21 protein-coding genes are annotated in these 23072 nt (G+C 29.4%); 1 reads left to right on the top strand and 20 read right to left on the bottom strand.

Annotated features, from left to right (window positions below):
- Positions 1–11 precede the first annotated feature (11 nt).
- The 15 genes from BR69_RS0116405 to BR69_RS22330 form a co-directional block, all read right to left on the bottom strand.
- The gene (locus BR69_RS0116405; RefSeq protein ID WP_027634168.1) at positions 12–698 is read right to left on the bottom strand and encodes a zinc metallopeptidase; all 687 of its coding nucleotides are present in this window, start codon (positions 696–698) and stop codon (positions 12–14) included.
- A 12-nt stretch (positions 699–710) separates the two neighbouring features.
- A complete protein-coding gene (gene fmt, locus BR69_RS0116400; RefSeq protein WP_027634167.1) occupies positions 711–1640 on the bottom strand; it encodes a methionyl-tRNA formyltransferase in 930 nt (309 codons plus the stop codon).
- A gap of 18 nt (positions 1641–1658) precedes the next feature.
- Positions 1659–2099 (bottom strand): peptide deformylase, encoded by a 441-nt coding sequence (gene def / locus BR69_RS0116395; RefSeq protein WP_027634166.1) that lies wholly within the window; start codon positions 2097–2099, stop codon positions 1659–1661.
- Positions 2100–2145: 46 nt separating this feature from the next.
- The gene (gene priA, locus BR69_RS0116390; protein ID WP_027634165.1) at positions 2146–4350 is read right to left on the bottom strand and encodes a primosomal protein N'; all 2205 of its coding nucleotides are present in this window, start codon (positions 4348–4350) and stop codon (positions 2146–2148) included.
- 343 nt (positions 4351–4693) lie between these two features.
- The gene (gene coaBC, locus BR69_RS0116385) at positions 4694–5884 is read right to left on the bottom strand and encodes a bifunctional phosphopantothenoylcysteine decarboxylase/phosphopantothenate--cysteine ligase CoaBC (protein WP_027634164.1); all 1191 of its coding nucleotides are present in this window, start codon (positions 5882–5884) and stop codon (positions 4694–4696) included.
- 2 nt (positions 5885–5886) lie between these two features.
- Positions 5887–6105: a DNA-directed RNA polymerase subunit omega gene (rpoZ, locus tag BR69_RS0116380; protein ID WP_027634163.1), complete on the bottom strand. Its 219-nt coding sequence runs from the start codon at positions 6103–6105 to the stop codon at positions 5887–5889.
- Positions 6086–6718 (bottom strand): guanylate kinase, encoded by a 633-nt coding sequence (gmk, locus tag BR69_RS0116375; RefSeq protein WP_027634162.1) that lies wholly within the window; start codon positions 6716–6718, stop codon positions 6086–6088. The genes rpoZ and gmk overlap by 20 nt, the downstream gene beginning before the upstream one ends.
- Positions 6718–6990, bottom strand: coding sequence for an extracellular matrix/biofilm regulator RemA (gene remA, locus BR69_RS0116370; RefSeq protein ID WP_027634161.1), 273 nt, complete (start codon positions 6988–6990; stop codon positions 6718–6720). The genes gmk and remA overlap by 1 nt, the downstream gene beginning before the upstream one ends.
- Before the next feature lie 17 nt (positions 6991–7007).
- A complete protein-coding gene (locus BR69_RS0116365; protein ID WP_027634160.1) occupies positions 7008–7892 on the bottom strand; it encodes a YicC/YloC family endoribonuclease in 885 nt (294 codons plus the stop codon).
- 110 nt (positions 7893–8002) lie between these two features.
- Positions 8003–9145 carry an aminotransferase class I/II-fold pyridoxal phosphate-dependent enzyme gene (locus BR69_RS0116360; RefSeq protein ID WP_027634159.1) on the bottom strand — a complete coding sequence of 381 codons (1143 nt, stop codon included), beginning with the start codon at positions 9143–9145 and terminating at the stop codon, positions 8003–8005.
- Positions 9146–9292: 147 nt separating this feature from the next.
- Complete coding sequence (locus BR69_RS0116355; protein ID WP_027634158.1) at positions 9293–10642, bottom strand: NCS2 family permease; 1350 nt, start codon at positions 10640–10642, stop codon at positions 9293–9295.
- A gap of 171 nt (positions 10643–10813) precedes the next feature.
- Positions 10814–12154 carry an NCS2 family permease gene (locus tag BR69_RS0116350; protein ID WP_027634157.1) on the bottom strand — a complete coding sequence of 447 codons (1341 nt, stop codon included), beginning with the start codon at positions 12152–12154 and terminating at the stop codon, positions 10814–10816.
- A 401-nt stretch (positions 12155–12555) separates the two neighbouring features.
- The gene (locus tag BR69_RS0116345) at positions 12556–13545 is read right to left on the bottom strand and encodes an asparaginase (protein WP_027634156.1); all 990 of its coding nucleotides are present in this window, start codon (positions 13543–13545) and stop codon (positions 12556–12558) included.
- A 307-nt stretch (positions 13546–13852) separates the two neighbouring features.
- Complete coding sequence (locus tag BR69_RS21870; RefSeq protein WP_160169959.1) at positions 13853–14014, bottom strand: hypothetical protein; 162 nt, start codon at positions 14012–14014, stop codon at positions 13853–13855.
- A gap of 15 nt (positions 14015–14029) precedes the next feature.
- Positions 14030–14155 carry a hypothetical protein gene (locus BR69_RS22330; protein ID WP_278246100.1) on the bottom strand — a complete coding sequence of 42 codons (126 nt, stop codon included), beginning with the start codon at positions 14153–14155 and terminating at the stop codon, positions 14030–14032.
- 255 nt (positions 14156–14410) lie between these two features.
- Between BR69_RS22330 and BR69_RS0116330 the strand changes: the two genes are divergently transcribed.
- Positions 14411–15145 (top strand): DUF975 family protein, encoded by a 735-nt coding sequence (locus BR69_RS0116330; protein WP_027634155.1) that lies wholly within the window; start codon positions 14411–14413, stop codon positions 15143–15145.
- A gap of 234 nt (positions 15146–15379) precedes the next feature.
- On the opposite strand, the gene BR69_RS0116325 is transcribed toward BR69_RS0116330, so the two are convergent.
- The 5 genes from BR69_RS0116325 to BR69_RS0116305 all read right to left on the bottom strand — a co-directional run bounded on the left by BR69_RS0116325 (position 15380) and on the right by BR69_RS0116305 (position 23044).
- Positions 15380–15736: a C-GCAxxG-C-C family (seleno)protein gene (locus tag BR69_RS0116325; protein WP_242840707.1), complete on the bottom strand. Its 357-nt coding sequence runs from the start codon at positions 15734–15736 to the stop codon at positions 15380–15382.
- A gap of 19 nt (positions 15737–15755) precedes the next feature.
- Positions 15756–18716, bottom strand: coding sequence for an ATP-dependent DNA helicase (locus BR69_RS0116320; RefSeq protein WP_027634153.1), 2961 nt, complete (start codon positions 18714–18716; stop codon positions 15756–15758).
- A 370-nt stretch (positions 18717–19086) separates the two neighbouring features.
- Complete coding sequence (locus BR69_RS0116315) at positions 19087–19695, bottom strand: hypothetical protein (protein WP_150112286.1); 609 nt, start codon at positions 19693–19695, stop codon at positions 19087–19089.
- A gap of 441 nt (positions 19696–20136) precedes the next feature.
- Complete coding sequence (locus BR69_RS0116310) at positions 20137–21516, bottom strand: MATE family efflux transporter (protein ID WP_027634151.1); 1380 nt, start codon at positions 21514–21516, stop codon at positions 20137–20139.
- Positions 21517–21895: 379 nt separating this feature from the next.
- On the bottom strand, positions 21896–23044 hold the full coding sequence (locus BR69_RS0116305; protein WP_051623651.1) for a VOC family protein: 1149 nt from the start codon (positions 23042–23044) through the stop codon (positions 21896–21898).
- Positions 23045–23072 lie beyond the last annotated feature (28 nt).

Raw genomic sequence — 23072 nt, 5'->3', positions numbered from 1 at the left:
ACCTCGTATTTCTAATTATCACGACTGTTACTTATGGCTACTAATCTTATAAGTTGAGATACTGCCATTATTGTAGCTGCTACATAGGTTAAAGCTGCCGCATCTAAAACCTTTTTTGCTCCTCTTTCTTCTTCTCCATAAAGTATACCTTGGGCTCTAATCTCCTTTAAGGCTCTTGCTGATGCATCAAATTCCACAGGTAATGTTATAATTTGAAACACTACCACTGCTGAAAAAAATACAATTCCTAAGGTTACCAATGGTTTTATAGATAAAACTATTCCTGCAAAAAACAATATCCAAGATAAACTAGATCCTAAATTTACAGCTGGTACTATAGAATTCCTAATCACTAATGGCTTATAAGAATTCTTATGTTGAATTGCGTGACCTACTTCATGGGCAGCCACTCCCACACTAGCAACAGATGTTCCATAATACACATCTTCTGAAAGTCTAAGTACTTTCACTGTTGGATCATAGTGATCTGAGAGTTTTCCCCTCACAATCTCTATGGGTACATAATATAAACCATTACTGTCTAAAAGATTTCTAGCTGCTTCTGCTCCAGTTATTCCTCTACTTCCTCTAACCTTTGAATAATTTTCAAAGGTAGAGGATACTTTAAATTGAGCCCATAGAGAAATAAGCATAGCTGGTATTAAAAATAAATAGGTACTGTCATAAAAAAATGGCATATGAACCCCTCCTTATTTTAAAATCTCCTGCTCCTCAATAGAATGACCATTAATATACTGAGCAACACTTAGAGGCTTTCCATTAGGAAATTGTATAACTTCTAATAAGATAACTCCTTTTCCACATGAAATTTCTATTCCCTCTTTGTTAACATTTATAATAGTTCCTGGTGATTTTGTACTTTCTTTATTTAAAACCTGACTTTTATATATCTTCATATTTTCATCCTTATATGAAGTATAAGCAACAGGCCAAGGATTTAATCCTCTTATTAAATTATGAATTTCTTCTGATGTCTTACTCCAATCTATCTTAGCCATGTCTTTGTTTAACATAGATGCATGGGTACTTTTATCATCTTCTTGTTTTATAGGAGTTATTTCTCCTTTTGAATATTTCTTTAAAGTATCTACTAAAAGATCTGCTCCTTTATTTTTAAGAATATCATAAAGTTCCCCTGAGGTCATATCTTCCTTAACTTCAACTTGATCCTTTAAAAGCATATCTCCAGTATCAATGCCTACATCCATAAGCATAGTGGTATTTCCACTTACCTTTTCTCCCATAATTATAGAATGCTGTATAGGTGCTGACCCTCTATATTTAGGAAGTAATGATCCATGAAGATTTATACATCCATATTTAGGTATATCTAAAACTTCTTTAGAAAGTATTTGACCAAAGGCAACAACAACTATAAAATCTGGTTTTAAATCCCTTAAAGCCTTTATACATTCCTCATCAGTTCTAAGTTTTACTGGCTGGTATACAGGTACATTATTCTCTAATGCTATTTCCTTTACAGGAGTTATAGCTAACTTCTTCCCCCTACCTTTTTTTCTATCTGGTTGGGTAAATACTGCACTAACATTAAATTCTTCTATTAAAATTTTTAAAGAAGGTACTGCAAAATCTGGGGTTCCCATAAATACTATATTCATATTTTACTCCTCCTTCAATTACTTTATTACTTTATCTACAAATAAAACTCCATCTAAATGATCTAGCTCATGGCATACTGCTCTTGCAAAAAGCTCTTCTGCATTATAAATAACTTCTTCTCCATTCTCATTTAAAGCCTTTACTGTAAGTTTAAAAGGTCTTTCTACTTCTCCTTGCTCTCCTGGAACACTTAAGCATCCCTCTACATCAATATAGCTTCCTTCGCTATGAATTATTTCTGGGTTTATAAGAGCTACTGGACCTTCACCAACATCTATTACAACCACTCTCTTAAGTATTCCAACTTGAGGTGCTGCAAGACCCACCCCATCTGCCTCATACATAGTCTCTATCATATCCTTAACAAGGGTTCTTATTCTATCATTCACCTCGTCTACAGGTTTACTCTTCTTTCTTAATACATCTTCACCCATGGTTCTTATATTTCTTAATGCCATAGTATATTCTCCTTCCAATGTTTAATTATATATGTCTTCTTTTATATTATATTAGGCTATTAGGATTTATATCAATACTTATTCTTATATAAGCTGCATTTTCCTTAGTTAAAGTATAAGTATTATCTCTTATAACTTTAGCAAGATCTTCTCCTATATCTCCTTTTATAACTATTTGCCATCTATACATTTCTTTTATCTTACTTATTATACACGGACATGGCCCTAGTATATCTATATTATTAGTATTTTTTAATAAATCTTTTAAATTTATACCAACCTTTCCTATAGTTTTTATAAGTATGTCTTCTCTCTTAGAGCTCATGTTAATTGACATTATTCTAGAAAAGGGTGGGTAATTCATGGTATTCCTTAAGGATATTTCTTCCTTAAAAAATCCTTCATAATTATTATCTTTTGAATATTTAAGACTATAGTTATCCGGTAGATATGTTTGAATTATCACTTTACCTTCTTTTTTTCCACGTCCTGCTCTTCCTGATACCTGGGTTAGAAGCTGATATGTTCTTTCTCCAGATCTATAATCTGGAAGGTTTAAGGAAAGATCCGCGGCAATAACTCCTACTAAGGTTACATTGGGAAAATCTAAACCCTTTGCTATCATTTGAGTTCCAATTAATATATCTGCCTCTCCATTTTTAAAAGAGGTATATATATCTTCAAAGGAATTTTTTCTTCTCGTAGTATCTAAATCCATACGAAGAACCTTAGCATCTTTGAATTCCTTTTTTAATGCCATCTCAACTTTTTCTGTACCTACTCCAAAATACTTTACATAGTTACTTTTACAACTAGGACATGTTGTATTAACAGAAGTTCTTTTCCCACAATAATGACATGAAAGATAGGATCCATGAGCATGATATGTAAGTGATATATCGCATTTATCACATTTAAATACATAACCGCACTTTCTACAAGATACAAAGGTTGAAAAGCCCCTCCTATTTAAGAAGAGTATTGCTTGCTCTCCTCTTTCAAGAACTCTTGCAAGCTCTTCTTTTAACTCATTACTAAACATGGATTTATTATTATTTTTAAGCTCTTCTCTCATATCTATTACTTTTACCTCTGGCATCTTAGCTCCATCTGCCCTATGGTTTAAAGTTAATAGTTTAATCTCTTTTTTATGGACCCTATAATAAGTATCAATAGATGGGGTTGCAGATCCTAGAAGTACCTTAAGCCCTCTATTTCTTGCCATAAATTCTGCCACTTCTTTTGCATTATATTTTGGGTCACTTTCTGACTTATATGTAGCCTCATGCTCTTCATCTATTATTATAATTCCTAAATCTTTAAATGGTAGAAATAAGGCTGATCTTGCTCCTACTGCAACCTTAACTTCTCCTCTTTTCACTCTATGCCATTCATCAAATCTTTCTCCATCAGAAAGCTTTGAATGAAAAACAGCAACATCACGACCAAATCTTCCTTTAAATCTTTCAACCATTTGTGGTGTTAGGGAAATTTCTGGTACTAAAATTATAGCACTTTTATCCTCTCTTAAAAACTGGGCTACAATTCTCATATATACCTCAGTTTTTCCACTGCCTGTAACTCCCTTTAATAGATATATAAAGGATGACCCATTTATAACTTCTTTAACCACTTCTTCTTGATCTTTTGTTAAGTTTTTCTCTTCATAGAAACTATATTCCCTAGTATTAAATCTATTAACTATAGTTTTTTCTGTTGTTAAATATTCATGTTTTATAAGGGTATTTATAGAGCTTAAGGAAAGACTAAACTCCTTGCAAAGCTGAGTTTTTGTGTACTTACCTTCATTATCCTTAATAAGTTTAAAAATAGAGTTATATGGTTCTTTATCATATTTTACTTCTAAATTTTTCACTGAATATAGTACTTGCTTCTCTTTATATGATACCCCTTTAGTCACACCTCTAGGTATAAAGAGTCTTATACCTTCCATATATGTACATAAATATCTATCTCTCATATACTGGACAACATAAAAATCTTCCTTAGTAAATAGAGGGTCTTTTTCACAAATACTATTTATTGATTTAAACTTTATTCCTTGTTCTTCTATATCCTCATATAGTTCTACCACAAATCCATCAATTAGTTTTTTCCCCATACCAAAGGACACCTTAACCCTGTGACCTATGGTAATTATATTTCTAATATCTTCCGGCACTTTGTAGGTAAAGACTCTATCTACCTGCACGGAATCATTATTTACTATTACTCCAGCGAATTTATTCACTTTATCACCCTTTACCTAAAAAACGTTGGTTCCATATTACTATCCTTTATATTATCTAAATTATATTATCTAAATTATATTACTTAAATAAATTATTTAAACCTATTATCTATTAATATAAGATATTTATCCCACTATAATTTTTATATTTAAATTATACTTTTATATTTACAATTACTTAAGATTAATTAGATATATAACCTATCTATCCATAAATTAAACTTCCAAATAAAAGCATAAATTTATTTTATTAATTATATTGCTGCTAAAAATATGTATATAAACTTTTCTAAAAATTTTAAAGCTTAGGTAATATAAATGATATATATGAAAAAAAGCGCAGTTAGCGCTTTTTATTATTTATTATATTAAATAATTCCTTAGCTACACTTTTCTTAGGCATTTTTCCTAAAGATATTTCTTCTCCATCCTTTGTTAGGATTATAACCTTATTATCTTCTGAAGAAAACCCTGTATCCTTAGAAGTTATATCATTAGCCACTATGTAGTCCAAATTCTTTTTCTTCATCTTTAAGGATGCATTCTCTATTAAATCATTACTTTCTGCTGCGAATCCTACAAGAATTTGATCTTTCTTTTTATCCCCTAAAAATCGTAATATATCATTATCCCTTTCTAGAGTAATACTAAGATCTCCTTCACCTTTTTTAATTTTTTTCTCACTATAAGTCCTAGGCTTATAATCTGCCACAGCTGCTGACTTTATAACTATGTTAGAACTTTCATAATGACTTAAAACAGAAGATAACATTTCTTCATTGGTATTTACATGAATAACATCCACATTATAAGGTTCTTTAATATTAGAAGGACCTGTAATTAAGGTAACCTCTGCACCCCTATCTCTTGCCTCTTCTGCTATGGCATATCCCATTCTTCCAGTGGATCTATTAGTTATATATCTCACTGGATCAATAGGTGAAACTGTTGGTCCAGCTGTTACTAATACCCTTTTCCCCTTAAGGTCCTTTATAGGGTATAGCTCACTCATAACATGTTCTACTATTAAATCAGTACTTTCAAGTTTTCCGCGGCCTGTATCACCACAAGCAAGTCTGCCACTGGCTGGCTCTATAAATTCATATCCATAGGACTTAAGTTTTTCTATATTATTTTGAACTATAGGATTTTCATACATATTTGTATTCATAGCAGGGGCAAAAATCACCTTTGCCTTAGTAGCCATAATTGTTGTGGATAACATATCATCTGCTATTCCACTAGCAATCTTTCCTATTATATTAGCTGTGGCTGGTGCTATAAGCATAATGTCTGCTTTTTTAGCTAAAGATATGTGCTGAATTTCCCAATGTTTAGGTTCCTTAAACATATCAACTATAACTGCATTACTACTTAAGGATTGAAAACTAAGAGGCGTGACAAATTCTGTAGCAGACTTTGTCATTATAACATCTACCTCCACATCCTTTTTAACTAGCTGACTTACAATATCAAGGGCTTTATAAACAGCTATGCCCCCTGATACTCCAAGCACCACATTTTTTTTAGGCATTTCTACTTGATACCTTCTTTCACTGCTTCATACTGTATAAATCCTTCATTAACCTCATTTATAGCAAGAGTTAGTGGTTTAACTCCTTCTACTTTAACGTTAGCAGTATCTCCTTCAATAAGCTGTCTTGCTCTCTTTGAAGTTACTATAACTAAAGAATATCTATTGTCTACCTTATTTAATAGTGTTGAAATTGATGGATTAATCATAGAGTTGTTCATGGATTAAGCCCTCCTTAGAATCTAATATTTTTTCTTTCATTCTGTCTACTCTGCAGTTTTCTGCAACTAATATGCTTTCTATTTTCTTAACAGCTTCTTCTACTGTATCATTTACCACTGCATAATTATATTTTGAAATATAATTAATTTCTTGATATGCAGACTTAAATCTAGTCATCAATGACTCTTCAGTTTCGCTTCCTCTTTTTATAATCCTTTGCTTTAATTCTTCCATTGATGGAGGAAGTATAAATATAAATACTCCTTCAGAAACATTTTCCTTAACCTTAAGGGCACCTTGTATATCTATTTCTAGAATTACATCCTTACCCTCATCTATCATAGATTGAACTTTAGATTTTGGTGTTCCATAAAGATTTCCATAAACCTCTGCGTACTCCAGAAAATCACCTTCTTCAATCTTCTCTAGGAATTCTTCCCTGGTTTTAAAATAGTAATTCACTCCTTCTACTTCCCCAATTCTTGGGGATCTTGTTGTAGCTGAAATGGACAAGTAAAAGTTATGTCTATTTAAAAGTTCCTTGCATATAGTACCTTTTCCTGCCCCTGAAGGTCCGGATATTACTATTAATACACCTTTTTTATCCTGCATTATTCATCAACCTCATCCACATGCTCCTCTTCCTTAGAAGATAATCTATGTGCCACTGTTTCTGGTTGAACTGCTGATAATATAACATGATCTGAATCTGTTATTATAACTGCTCTTGTTCTTCTGCCATAAGTTGCATCAATAAGCATACCCCTATCTCTTGCCTCTTGGATTATTCTCTTGATTGGCGCAGATTCTGGGCTAACAATAGCTACTAATCTATTAGCAGAAACTATGTTTCCAAAGCCAATATTTATAAGTTTTATACTCATATTCTTCCTCCTAAACACTATTCTAAATTCTGTACCTGTTCTCTTATTTTTTCAATGTGATTTTTTATATCTAAAACCATATTTGTAATCTCTAAGTCTTGAGATTTTGAAGCTATGGTATTGGCTTCCCTATTCATTTCTTGCACTATAAAATCTAGTTTCCTTCCTATAGGTTCATTTAACTCTAAAGTATTTTTAACTTGATTTATATGAGAATTTAATCTTGTTATCTCCTCATCTATACTAGCCTTATCCGCAAAAAAAGCAACCTCAACACTTATTCTATTATCGTCTAAGGTTATATTATCACTTAAATCTTTTATTCTTTCTTCTAATCTTATTTTATATTCCTTAACAACTTCAGGAGCTTTAACTTCAATTTTATCCACTAAAGATTTTATACTATCACACTTTAAGATAATATCCCCTTTTAGTTTTTCCCCTTCTATTTCTCTCATCTCTACTAACATAGAAAGAGCATTTTCTAAGCTAAACTTTAATCCTTCCCAAAGTTCTTCCATATTTTCTTCTTTTTCTTCTACCTTTATTACATCATGAAAACTTGAAATTAAAGAAACAGAAATATCATCCTTAACATTCTCATACCTATCTTTAATAGACTTTAATGTCTTATAATAGCTATCTGCTAAAGCCTCATTTAAAATTGCTTCTCCATGGAAGTCTCCATAATTCTTATAGGTTATAAATATATCTACTTTTCCTCTGCTTAGCCTCTCATTTATTATCTTTCGTATTTTCTCCTCAAAGGAAATCATACTTTTAGGCATCCTAACATTTATATCTAAGTATCTATGATTAACACTCTTTAGCTCTACAGAGAAACTTATGCTACCTTCTTCACCACTAGTTCCTCTCCCAAAGCCTGTCATACTCTTAACCATGACATTCCTCCTTACGGTTGCTCCCAATTCATACTACCTATTATACATAACTTAATAGGAGAATTTCAAGTTTTATTTGCAAAAAGTTTGATTTTTGACCTGTTTTCTCCCTAAAACTCCGAAATTCTTGAAAATGCTTTTTCTATTATATTAACATTTTTAGTTAAAGCAACCCTAAACCATCCATCTCCCTGATATCCAAAAATATAGCCTGGGGTAACTAATATGCCATAATTATATAAAAGTTCTTTTGTAAACTCATCAGTGGAATACCCCCTTGGAACCTTTCCCCATAGATAAAAGCTTCCTTTTCCCTTAAAATATTCTACATTCTTTTCATCTAATATTTTTTCAAGAATATTTCTTCTTTCATTATATATATTAAGCTCCTCTAATACATGAGATAGTTTACTAAGAGCTTCTATACCTGCATACTGTATTGGTAGAAATTGTCCTGAATCTACATTAGATTTTATTTTTAATAGCCTCTCTATACACCTTTTATCCCCCACTGCATATCCTAGCCTAAAGCCTGTCATACTAAAGGTTTTAGAAAAACTACCAAACTCTAAAACATTTTCCTTTCCACTAGATAGTAAAGATATTCTCCCCTCATTATCCTTTATTATATCCCCATAAGCATTATCATTACATACTACTATATCATTATCTAAAGCAAACTTATGAACCTCATCATAAAAATCCTTAGTTGCTACTGCTCCTGTTGGATTATTTGGGTAATTTAACACCATAAGCTTAGCCTTTTTAATAACAACCTTAGGTATGTTATTAATATTAGGTAAATACCCATTATCCCTTATAAGAGGAAACCTATAAGTTTCTATCCCCCAAAGTGCTGAGGATGTTGAATAAACTGGATATCCAAGAGCTGGTATTAAAGCTACATCTTTAAAGTCACAAAAAGCTGGAAATGTATTATTAATACCTTCCTTAGAACCTATTAATATTATAACCTCATCCTCATCTAACTCTACATCATATATATTTTTATAATATTTGCATATTTCTCTTTTTAATTCCTTAATTCCTTCATAAGGTGGATATTTATTAAATCCATCATATTCCAAGGATTTAATAATAGTATCCTTTATATCTTTTCTAGTCTTTAAATCTGGTTCACCTATTCCAAAATCAAAAACCTCTTTCCCTTCTTTAGAAAGGTTATCCTTTATATCTTCTAATGTTTTAAAATGATATTCTTTTATAGAACTTAACCTATTGTTTATTTTCATGGATTTTCCTCCTTAAATAGTTTACTTTATACTATTCACCTGTATTTAAGGAGGTACTAAAAATAACATAATATATAAAAAAAGACTTTATCACTAATAATTTAGTAATAAAGTCTTTTCCCTTTAAAACAAGCTTTAGTATTAAGTTTAGCCTATTCCAGATACTATTAGTTTTATTATAAAGATAAAAGCTAAGCATATCATAACATTAGAAACTTTTTTCTTACCCTTATCATATACTCCAACTAATAATCCTATAATCACATAAGATAATACCCCAATAGTTAAACCATCCCCTATACTATAGGTTAAAGGCATCAATATTATAGTTAGGAAAGCTGGGATTCCTTCTGAAAAGTCACTAAAATCTATCTTTGTTATATTCTCCATCATAAAGAACCCTACCATTATTAATGCTGGTGCTGTTGCAGAACCTGGTATAGCTACAAATAATGGTGCAAAGAACATAGCTAGTAAGAATAGACCTCCTGTAACTAAGGATGTAAGTCCAGTTCTTCCCCCTTCTGCAACTCCTGCTGAACTTTCTACATAAGTTGTTACTGTTGAAACCCCAAGTAAAGCCCCTACTGTTGTTCCTATGGCATCTACAAGAAGAGCCTTTCCAGCTCCTGGCACCTTTCCTTCCTTATCAATCATATTGGCTTTTGAAGCTACTCCAACCAGTGTTCCCACCGTATCGAAGAAATCTACAAATAAGAAAGTAAAAACTACCACAACTAAGGTCCATATTTTTGATGGGTCATTAAAAATAGAAAAATCTAGTTTAAAAGCAATAGATGATATACTTTCATATTTAAATACTCCCTCTGGTAAAAATATCTTGTAATAAGCAGCTCCTTGTGGATCTATTATGGCATATATCCAAGCTGCTATAGTACTAACAGCTATCCCCCAAAGTAAAGCCCCCTTAATATTTCTCTTATAAAAAACAACCATGGTAAAAAGTCCAAAGGCTGCAATGATTACTGTCGGTGAAGTAAAATTCCCCATAGATACCATAGTGGATTCATTTTTAATAACTACCCCACTGTTAACAAATCCTATGAAACTTATAAATAGTCCTATACCTACGGTTACTGCATATTTTAAATTTAATGGTATTGTATTAACTACTGCTTCACGTACATTAGTTAAAGATAATATTATAAATATAATTCCTTCTATAAAAACTGCAGTAAGGGCTGTTTGCCAGCTTACTCCAAGACCTATAACCACACCAAATGTAAAGAAAGCATTAAGTCCCATTCCTGAAGCTAGTCCAAAAGGTAAATTAGCATATAAACCCATAAATATTGTAGTAAGACCTGCTGTAAGACAAGTAGCAGTTACCAATGCCCCCTTAGGCATACCTGCTATACTAAGTATGTCTGGATTTACTGCAATAATATAAGCCATAGTTAAAAATGTAGTTATACCTGCAATAATTTCCGTTCTCATATTTGTATTATTTTCTTTAAGTTTAAAAAATTTATCCATACCCATCCCCCTCTTATATTCTACGAATATTATTTTAATTTATTTAATATTCATTTGTCAATATACATATTATTATTTTTATAAATTCAATTATTTTTCGTGTATGTTTTTTATAAAAATAGTGTAGCTCTTATAAAAAACTACACCATCTTCATAACTATAACTTATATCTTAAGATACAACTATTTTCAACAGGAATATTAATGCTAAACATATCATTACTCCTGAGACCTTATTTTCCTTTTTACCTAGTATAGTTAATCCTAGATTTATTATTACATAAGATAATATTCCAAAGGTCAAAGCATCCCCTATACTATAGGTTAATGGCATTAATATTATAGTTAAAAATGCTGGTATTCCTTCTGCAAAATCTGTGAAATCTATTTTCCCTATATTATCCATCATGAAGAATCCTACTATTATTAAAGCTGGCGCTGTAGCACTAGCTGGTATTGCTACAAATAAAGGAGCAAAAAACATAGCTATTAAAAATAATATCCCTGTGGTAACTGCTGTAAGACCTGTTCTTCCCCCTTCAGCTACCCCTGTGGAACTTTCAACATAAACAGTTACAGCTGATACTCCAAGCACCGCTCCAAAGGTTGTACTAATAGCATCTGTAAGTAAAGCTTTTCCTGCATCCTTTATATTTCCATCCTTATCTAACATGCCTGCCTTAGATGCCACTCCTACTAATGTACCTAAAGTATTAAAGAAATCCACAAATAAAAATGTAAATATTATTATTACAAAATTCCATAAGGTATTCATGTTATATATAAATGAAAAATCTAATTTAAAAGCTACAGGAGCTATGCTCTCATATTTTATTATTCCTTGTGGAAGCATAATATTATAGGCTTTAGCCATTTCTGGATTAAAATAGGCATATCCCCAAGCTATTATAGTACTTAAAACTATTCCCCATAAAAGAGATCCTTTAACATTGGCCTTATGTAGTATAACTATAGTAATTATTCCTATTACACTTATTATAACTACTGGAGATTTTAAGTTTCCCATGGATACTAAAGTAGCATCATTTTTAACCACTATTCCACTATTAACAAATCCTACAAAGCTTATAAATAATCCAACTCCTGATGTTACCGCATATTTTAAAGTTAGTGGAATTTTATTAACCACTATTTCACGAAGTTTAGTTAAAGATAATATTATAAAAATTATTCCTTCTATAAAAACTGCCGTTAAGGCTTGTTCCCAGGTAATTCCTAAGCCTAAAACTACACTAAAAGCAAAAAATGCATTTATTCCCATTCCTGACGCCAGTGCAAAAGGAAGATTTGCATAAGCTCCCATAAGTAAAGTAGCTAACCCTGCTGAAAGACATGTAGCTGTTACTAAGGCACCCTTGTCCATCCCAGTATTGCTAAGTATATCTGGGTTAACCGCTATAATATAAGCCATAGTTAAAAAAGTTATTACCCCTGCCACAATCTCCTTTTTAACATTAGTGTTATTTTCTTTTAACTTAAAAATTTTTTCTATCAAAACATTACCTCCTCAAGGAATAAATATCCTCTTTATCTTTAGTGCTGTATCATGTCATATCACGAATATTATTCTATCATATAGATTTATCTTATGTCAATATACGAACTATATAAAAAGTATATCAAATCCAAGTTCGCATTTATAAGTTGTAAAGGTATTAAAAAGTCCTATTTAGTTATACTTATCCTTAACTAAATAGGATTTTATCATTCAATAAATTAAAAATTTATATAATTCTAAGCCCGGAAAACCTCCAGTCTAATAAAACTATATTTTAACTAAGAATAAATACTACAATATATTTTGCTAATTTAAAATTTGCAAATCAATATATTGTATGTAAAGTCTTTAGTTCCACAGCTCCTTTATTTTTAAGGTAAATTAACTTCAATTTATTAAACACTATATAAGTGCTTTTCAAATATAGTTTTTAGTTCTTTCATGTCCTTAGTTTTACTTAAAGCAACCATAAGTTTTATTCTAGCCTTTTGTCCTGGAAGGGTATCACCAAAAATAACACCAAGATTTCTTATATCTTTACCCCCACCTGGATAGCCATAAGAATCACAAACTCTTCCCTCAAAGCATCTTGATACTACAACTACTGGTATATCTTTTTCTATGGCACGCCTAACTCCTTCTACCATCTCAGGTGGAATATTCCCTCTTCCCATAGCCTCTATAACTATACCTTTGTATCCATTATCTATAGAATAATTTATAAAGGCTGAATCCATACCTACAGCACATTTTATTAAAGCTACCTTAGACTCTATTTCATCTATGTGATAATTTTCCTTGTTATAACTATTTCTATAAAATAACACCTTATTATTATCCACCATACCTATTGGTCCAAAATTAGGAGTCCTAAAGGTATCAAGAGACATGGAATTAGTTTTTGTAACTTCCCTAGCACAATTTAAATCTCCATTTAAACAAACTAATACACCTCTACCTCTGGCTTCTTCTGATATGGCCGTACATATAGAAGCTGCTAAGTTAGAAGGTCCATCATAACCAAGCTCTGACCCACTTCTCATAGATCCTGTAAAAATTACTGGTTTATCTGTATTTAAGGTTAAATCCACTAAATAAGCAGTTTCTTCTAAAGTATCTGTTCCATGGGTAACTACAACCCCATCTATATCTCCTCTATTTAAAAGTTCCTCTATAAACTTTGATAACTGAAGCATTATCTCTGGAGTCATATGTGGTCCTGGCATAGAAGAAAAAGTATGAGACTCTATCTCTGCATAGTTTTCAATTCCTGTCACCATAGACATTATTTCTTCTCCTGTGAGACTTGGCACCGCTGCCTTTAATTTTGGATCCACCTTCATAGATATAGTTCCACCATTAAAAATTACCGCTACTTTTTTCATAAGATTCCCCCCACAAATGCTAAAACGCAATTTAAACTTTGTATTTTTATTAAATATAATCTAAAATAGCCATTCTATCTACTAACTATTTTTAATCTTCTTATGTAGATTTTACAGTTTATATTCTACACCATAATATATGAAAATTCATTATAATTATAAAAAGAAAATTAGGAAAGATATGCAATATCTTTCCTTTATATTAAATATTTAAATAATTTATATATAACTTAATCTATATATACTAAATTAGAAAAATCTTTGTGAAATAAATAGAAATTTATAAAATCTTTCCTTAAGATTTATTTTATGTTAACTTGTCCCTCATTTTCTTATGAAGTTTATTTATTCTTTCTTCTGTAAGCCCAGTCATGGATATTATTTCTGTAATACCTATACCTTTATCTAGAAGACTTTTAGCTTTATCTGCTGCTATCCCATATTCACCTTTTTTAAATTCCCTTGTCATAACCAGCTCTCCTTTCTATCCTATTGTACTACCTATAGTATTCTTACTCTTATGTTTTTTCATTTCATCCTCATGAATTATCTCTGGCTTTTTAAATTTATCTGTTCTTTTTTTTGCTTTTTTATCTTCTCTATGTCCCATTTTCTATCACTCCTTCATTAAATATTATCTCCACCTTAGAGATTTTATATGCTGGAATGAATTCATGGTATTTCTATTAAATTCTATTATTAATTTTCTTAATATAACCTAAAGAAAAGTTTTTAAACTTTATGTAATAAGTTATAATTTTTTTAGTATTTTTCACAATTCCTTTGGTAATATTCACCAACTCATTCATATATGTATAAAATATTAAATATATTTATAAATATATTTAATATTTAGGAGGAAAATATGAACTTTTATACTATAAGAAAATCTGCTAGAGATTCTTTAAAAGGTAATTGGGGACAAGCTGTTCTATGCTATTTTATTTTTTTCTTAATAGACTCCTTATTAACACTTCCTAGTACACATAAATATGGATTTGGAGGTGTTTTATTAAACCTTTTATTTTTTATAATTTTAGGTCCATTAATTGCTGGAGTAAATTATTTTTTCCTTAAACTTAGTAGAAAAGAAAAAACCTCTCTTGAAGACCTATTTTATCCATTTAAAAGTTTTTTGAGATATTTTCTTTGCCATCTTTTAACTACAATTTTTAGTCTTTTATGGTCAATACCTGCAATTATAGTTGTGGTTTTAACCATAACAGGAGCTTTATTTCATCCTTCAATTGCAGAAGTAAATTATCATGGTAGTAAATATATATTTACTCCTGCAATCTTCCTCATTATAATTACTTTTATAATTATTTGTATTATTCTTGGAATCTTTTTAAATAGATATGCACTAGCACATTTTATGCTTCTTGATAATCCACTTTTAGGCTCCTATGATGCCATAGAGGAAAGTGTAAATATGATGAAGGGTTATAAAATTAAATTATTTCTACTTCATTTATCATTTATAGGTTGGTGGATTCTATCTATATTTACCTTAGGCATTGGATTACTTTGGCTATTGCCTTATGTTAGAACCTCTACCGCTATCTTCTATGAAGATGTAAAAAAGAACTATAATTACTAGGATATTAATTTTAAATTAAGCCCACTAAGTATTAATCCATAATACTTAGTGGGCTTTTATAACTATAAGTATGACTTATAATATTTAAAATATTATATAATATAAAATTTAAAAACTATAATCTTAAATTATTTTTATAGAGTTTTAATCTTTAAAGCTAATTTATACATATATCTAACCCTAAATAAATAAAGTATATTTTTAATAAATAAGTTAAGTGTTTATGTAAAAAACCTATATATTTACCTTTTTTAAATACTCATCTATAAACTCAACTATTTCATTACAATCAATTCCCTTGGCTCTAAGTTCCATACAATTTACAGAGCCATACTTTTCTAGTACTGAATTCATAAGTTCCATAACCTGAATTTTACACTGATTATTTTCCTCTAAAGAGTTTCTTCCCTTTAATATCCCAAGAATCATATTTCCTCCTGTAATAGCACCACAGGTAAGTCCAACTCCCATCCCTCCTCCCATACCACTTCCTATAGATATAGGAATACTTGTATTTAAATTATCATTGGAAGAGGCTATTATAGCTTCACAACAATTTAACCCTTCCATAAAATGTTCTTTTGCCTTCAATATTTTCCCTCCAATCCTCCTATGTAAGTATTTTATATATATAATCCTGTTCTTTTTTATTAAATTTTATTATCCTATCTTTAGTCTTTAAAAATATATTAGGATAAATTTTCAGATATATATTATCATTTAATTTATTTTTTCTAAGTTCATTTTTAAGCTTTAAATTTAAAACCTCTTCTTTTTTCTCTATTATATTTATATATTTTAGTTCCTTAAAAGCTTCTTCTTTTAAAATTTTTAACAAGTTTAGTTTAATCCAATACCTTGTCCTTTTTTCTAAATCCTTCTTTATATCTTCAATATCCCCTCGTATAACAGGACTTCTATGAAGTTCTTCTTGAAGCTTCCTTGTATTTTGATTTTCCTCATAAAACTTTCCCATGATAAATAAACTTCCATAATCATATTCTGTTCTTATAAGTCTCCCAAAGATTTGTTTTGTAGCTATGGATACAATTGGATAATTAATTTTATTATAACATCTCCAATAGTCTTCCTTCCCTCTCATATTCTTTTCTATTAAGGCTTCATAAAAAGGGTCATTGCTATTTATATTTGGAATTTTATCTAAAATTACAGTGTTCATACTATCTCCTGGTATATCTATCCCTTCAAACATTCCCTTAGACCCTAAAAATACATAGGTATTATCTCTCTTTTTAAGATTATTTATTTCATTTTTATCTGTAATAATTTTAATTCTTAAGTTTTCTTCTTCTTCTTTTATAAGTTTTTTAAATTCCTTAAGCCGTCTTATATTAGTAAAAAGCATAAGAACATTACCTTCTATGATTTTTAGAATTTCTTTAAATTTATCTAAAAGTTCTAAAGAGTATTCTTCTACATTTTCATTTATAGCGCTATAAAACTTAGGAGCATATACCACACTTCTTTTTTCATAGTGAAAGGATGATTCTATAGGATTTATATCAATTACATCCTTCCTATTTTCTTGGCTTTTCTCACATAAATTAATTCCAAGAGTTCTCTTTAAATCATTATATTTCCCTTCTGTTGAAAGTGTAGCAGATATAAAAAGTCCACTTTCTAAATCACTTATGACTTTTTTGTGGAAAAATCCTGAAATATCTAAGGGAGTTATTTTAAGACTCCACCACTTATAGCCTTTATGAAGCTGAAAAGAATAACAATACCCTTCCTCTTGATTTAATATAAATTTTTCTATATTATCTTTTATATTATTTAAAAACTTACATCTTTCCTTAAGGATTTTAACTCTAATATCATTTTTAAAGTTTTCTTTATTTTCTATGTTAGAAAGTCCCTTATTTATCTCTTCTAAAAAGTTATACATATTATTACCTAATCTATTAAGATTAGCCTTTACCCCTTTTAATACTCCATCCTCTAAATTAAACTTTTCATTTAAATCATATTCATTAGTTATCTTTTTATCATCAGCATACTTAATAATAGAGGACTTCACAGCTTCTATATTATAGCTAAGGCTAACTATATAATTATAAATATTATTTAAATCAAAGGCGCCTTGACTCTTATGGCTTAAATAAAGTAAAAAACCTTTATTACTTTCTTTATTATATATGTCCATTAAAGCCTTATAAATATCTAAAGTATTAACTTCTTCTTCATAAGCCTCATAGGCTTCCATAGAAAGGTTATGTGCCTCATCCATTATAAGATGCTGTATTTTTGCATAATTTTCATAGGGCCACCTAAGTAGAAGTGAGTGATTAATAACTATGATATTTCCTTCCTCAAGGCTTCTAACCTTCTTTGCATAATAGCATCTCTCATCATAAGCACATTCTTCTATGTTACACAGTTCTGAGTCACAAAAGCAATGAGGAATAAGCTTTTCTAAGTTAAATTTTTCTCTTATATAAGGGTTAACCTCTTCAATATCTCCAAGACCATAGTCATTTATATATCTATAAATATAGACATAGGCCAATGGATTATTTGTAATTAAGTCCTCCTCTAGATAATTAAATCTATCTATACAAAAATAATTGCTCTTTCCTTTTATAAGCACATATTTCACATTATTTAACTTTAGTATTTTTAATAAATTTGGGATGTCCTTAGTAACTAATTGTTTTTGAAGCCCCTTAGTATTAGTAGATATAAACATCTTCTTATCCTTATTAAAGTGACAAAATATAGATGAAGGCAAAAGATATGCCATGCTTTTACCTATACCTGTAGGTGCTTCCACTAAAGTTATATTCTTTTTTAAAATGCCTTCTTTAATATGAGTGCTAAGTTTTACTTGATTTTCTCTTACCCTATAGTTGCTATGATATCTTTTCCATAAGCCCTCATCATTAAATAACTCTTCATATCTTTTATAATTAACTTTAATATGATCTTCTTTAAATTTCTCTTCTTTATAAAAGTCTTTATTATCCATAGTTATACTTTTAGGTTGAATATAAGAATACCATGGCCATGTTCTTAAATTGTCAAATTCTCTTGGAATAATCAAAGGATTTTCCATCCAAAAGTCGCTTAAAAACTTATTTACTAATTCTAATGTTAAGTTCTCATATTCCATAGGTTTGTTATAATAACCATTTTTTATTTTAATGTAGCTTTTTAACCCCTTGAGAGTGTAATCCTCCAGTGATGGATTCAATAAAGCTATAAGTTCCTTAGAATCCAGAAACTTATTTTTTATATGAAATTCTTTATTTATTATATATATACCTTTTAAGACTGAGTCATCCCCATGATATATTACAGGCATTTCTTCTAAAAAATTCTTAAAATCTTGAAGTTCTCTATCTCCACTAATATGATTGTTATCTTCTATTAACTCATGTTGTTTTTTTAATTTCCATTCTTTAATTTGTATTTTTTCTTTGTAATACATAGGTATTCTATTTTTAATTTTAATTCCTCTTATATATAAATACCCATCTTCATTGTTACTCTCTATAAAATCTATATAAATATATACTATATTATCTAAAACACTAAATACTTTCTCCATTATATCCTCTTTTATATTATCTTATCTATTTTGGCTAACCTAATCTCCTATTACCTATAAGCTTAAAGTAAGTCTATGTATAATGAGCTTTTATAACTTCTCTTAAAATTAGAGATTACTTAAACTATAATACCCTTATAATTTAAAAATCCCTCTTAATATACAAGTTGTAATATGAAAGCTGGACTAGATTCAGCTTAAAATTATTGATTCATCAATCAGTTGAATGTAAATTATATAATTAACTATATATAAATAGTTAATTATATTTTAAATGAAACTTCCCAAGTAGTATTTTATCATGATATAAGAAAATAAAAAATCAATTTAAAAAATCTAGAGAGATGTGTTTCCCTCTAGATTTTTTAAATTACTTGTATAATCCTTGATATCTATATAAATCTCCGCTTAAGGCATTCATAAGCTCATCATTCCCAACCATTTTCCATTTACCATTTACCTTAACTAAATCTAAGTCATAATTTTTAGTTTTTCTTGTTACATCTGGCTTTTTAAGTTCTTCCATCACATTGTTTCTTATGGTTGTATAATTTGTACTATTAAGATTTCCTTTGTTAGTTATAAAATTTTGAATGTTTTCTCCTGTAGTATCTTTAACAGCCCTTGTAATTATCTCTAAGGTATTAGGAAGGGTTACTTCTGTTTTAACTTTGGCATTATCTCCATTAACATCTTCTGATATTATTTTATAATCTAAATTTTTATATAATTCTTTTCCTATTTCCTTTGCATCCTCTGTATTTATACTATTTATACTTTCCTTTGCTCTTTCTTTATCCTCATCACGAACTTCTTTTAAAGCATCTTCATATCTTTCTCTTTTTACATTTTCGAAAAAGTTTTTAACAGTAACTTCAGACTTTTCTGAGGACTCCTTGGGTTTATTACATGCTACCACTCCAAAAATAATTATAACTAATGCTAAGGTTAGAACACCTATCTTTTTTAAACTCTTCATTCCTATATCTCCTTTCAATATTTAACTCCTTTTAGTTTACCCTTAAGATTTTTTTACATTCTATATTTAGTTAATAAATCCTTATTTATAGCTTTAACTAACTTAGACTATTATACTAGTTACTCTATATTATTGAAATTAAATATTTCTAAATTTAAAGTTTCATATTTTATACTTTAACTAAATTAATTTTATTTATTCTAAAATTAACTACTCAAAGGAATAAGTTAATCTGTTAGCAATTCAATGGTTTTTCATCTATAAAAATATTACCAAATTAAAAGATACTTACAAAATCAAAATTTAATTTTGCAAGTATCTTTTAATAACCCCCATTCCTTTAAATTATATTTTCACTGCGATTTTTAACTGTATATAACTTAAAGGGAGGTTTTTATTATATAAGATTTTTAAAGTTACTCTTAATTTTTCTAGTTATTTCTATGCCATAGCTTTTTCAGAAACTTTTATAACTTTATTTTTCCAATGACCTTTCTTATATAACCATAGGCCATATATACATATTATAAAATTACTAAAGCTCATAGAAAACCATATTCCTTCCTCTCCTATATTAGTAAAATACTTAAAGGCAAGTATCATAGGAAGCCTTACAAACCAAAGTCTTCCTATTTCCATAGCCATAGAATATTTTGTATGCCCCGATCCTTGGAATATTCCTTGTAGTACACTAAATATCCCCATAAGAGGCATAGAAAAGGATATGAAATTTAAAAATGTTATCCCTTGGGATATAACTTCTTTATCGTCCTTAGACTGCATAAAAAAGTTTATGATTCCCTCATTCTGCCATATAAGAATAATAGACCCTAAAACTGAAAATACTATGGTAAACTTAAGTGCTTTAATAAATCCCTCTTTAACCCTATCTAATTGATTCGATCCTAAGTTTTGTCCCACTATAGTAGTTAAAGCTGCTCCCACTCCCATAGCTGGCTGCATTATAAGAGAAGTTATCCTGTTTACCATTCCAAAAGCTGCTAAGGTTGCAGTACCATAAGAGGCAATAAAACTATTAAGCACAATAAACCCTAAAGCTGAACCTGATTGACCAACTGATGAAGGTATTGCTACCTTAAGTATCCTTCTTATTATATCCTTATCAAATTTAAATCCTTTAAAGCTAGGCTTAATCATAGTAGAAGAATTTTTCATTAAATATACTATAACCCCTGCTAAAAGTGCCTTAGATAAAAGGGTTGCTATAGCTGCCCCTGCTACTCCCATATTAAAGGTAAATATAAATATAGGATCTAATACTACGTTTAATATAGCACTTATTCCACTTAGTATAGTTGGTGTTAATGTATTACCTTGGGAATTCATTAAAGAATTAAAATTAAAAAATAAGAAAACAAGAGGTGTATCTAAAAAAGTAATTCTAAGGTAAGTAATACTATGGATCTCAAGATCTCCTGTAGCTCCCATTGCTCTTACTACAAATGGAGTTATTAAATATCCTACTACTGCAAATATTAAAGAACAGCATAAGGATAATGCTATAAGCTGACTTGCATACTTATTAGCTTCTTTATATTCTCCTGCCCCTATGAACTGAGATAAAATAGCTGTTCCTGCAATAGATATTCCAATTCCAAGAGAAATAAAAAGGAAATTTACTGGCCATACAAAGGATGTAGCTGCAAATTCTGTGGACCCTAATTTACTGACCCATACTCCATCTGCTAAATTGTATAGTGTTTGTATTAAGTTATTTACCATAATAGGTATGGCTAAGGTAATAATAACTTTATACATGTCCCCCTTAAGTATAAGCTCTTTTTTTGATTGTCCATTCATTATAATTCAAAGCGCCCCCATTCTTTAAATACTGTACTAGTTCATTGTATCATGGTTTGTAAACAATTAAAATTATTTATACCTAAGACCATAACAGATATTATTCTGTTATGGTCTTAGGTATATATTTCTTCACTTAATTTAATTAATGTTCCAATTACTAATGTTATAAATATAAAACACTTATTCAAAATCCCTCCCCATATCTTATTTAAACATTAAATAATAACAAAAGGGTAGATTATAGAAAAATTAATAGCCTATATACTCTTTAAATTTTTCTTATAAAATCTATTTAACTTTAAGGAATATAAATAGAAAGACATTATAACTAAATTAATAATAATCTAATTATAATGTCTTTTTCTATTCTTTATATTTATTGTTTATCAGTAGATGCAGTTAAGTCTGCTACATTATCTTTAGTAAAGAATCCATCAAAATCACCATATCTATAAATATATTCATTTACTATTAATGTGCTCTTAGAAGGCTTACTAAAGGTTTGAACTATTCCTTCTTCCTCATCTCCAACTAAATCAATAAGGAATTCCATTCCTTTTTCCTTAAGTTTTTCAAAGCTATATTCTATATTTTCTAAATTATAAGCTATATGATGAGGCCTTGCTCCATAGTTGTATACAAATTTTTCTGTAGGACCTGCTTCCTCTAAGGATTTAAATGGTTCTATACCAGCTGTAAATACCATAGCTACCTTTCCTTTAGGAAGTCTTGATACATTAGTTATAGAATTCATTTTTTCAATATATATAGCAAAATTAAAATCATAGTTTGTAAGTTCCATAAACTCTAAAATTGCTGCATCCCTATCCTTAGATTGAATTCTAGTAGCTATGTGATCCATTTCTTTAATATACTCTATATACTTCTCCTTAGGCTTAGTTAATGAAACCTCTATCTTCTTATCTTCCTTTGATAAATAAGTGGCTTTATTATCTTTCCACTGAATAACTCCATAAGATGTATTAGTAAAGCTTGAGGGTATTGTTAGAAGCATATAATAATTTTCTTTTTCTACTATATCCTCTGTTAGGAATCTTACTCCTAGCTTCTTTTGTATTTCATAGTACTTCTTTATATCACTACAAGAATATATAAATGCTTCTATTCTTGTATTAATCATTTCTTGTGATTTTGGATGATATTCCTCTCTTATATAAGGATTATCTTGATCTTTCCTTGATTTTATTAATATATCTGGTGAATTGTTTTGAGATAAAACATAAACTCTTTCATAATCGTTTTCATATCCTTCATTAAAATCATATCCTGTAAATTTTAAATACTCTTCAACTGCGTTTTCTTGTTTATCCATCTCAGTATTTATAAGTAAAACTTCTAAATCTCCCACTAATCCTTGAAGTCCTAAAGTCTTACGCTTATCTATAACTTTTTCTGCTTCCTTTTTTAATAACTCATCATTATTGTTAAATTCCTTCACGCTATCTATATAATTTTTCAATTCTTCATGTTCATTCCAGAAATCAGGTAATATTAAATTTGTCATATTATCCCCTCCTTATATGATAATTATA

This window comes from Clostridium hydrogeniformans DSM 21757 (assembly GCF_000686705.1).
In the GTDB taxonomy this organism is placed as follows: Bacteria; Bacillota; Clostridia; order Clostridiales; family Clostridiaceae; genus Clostridium_Z; species Clostridium_Z hydrogeniformans.
The sequence above is the reverse complement of the archived record's forward strand: the minus strand, read 5'-3'. Positions and strand labels throughout refer to the sequence as shown.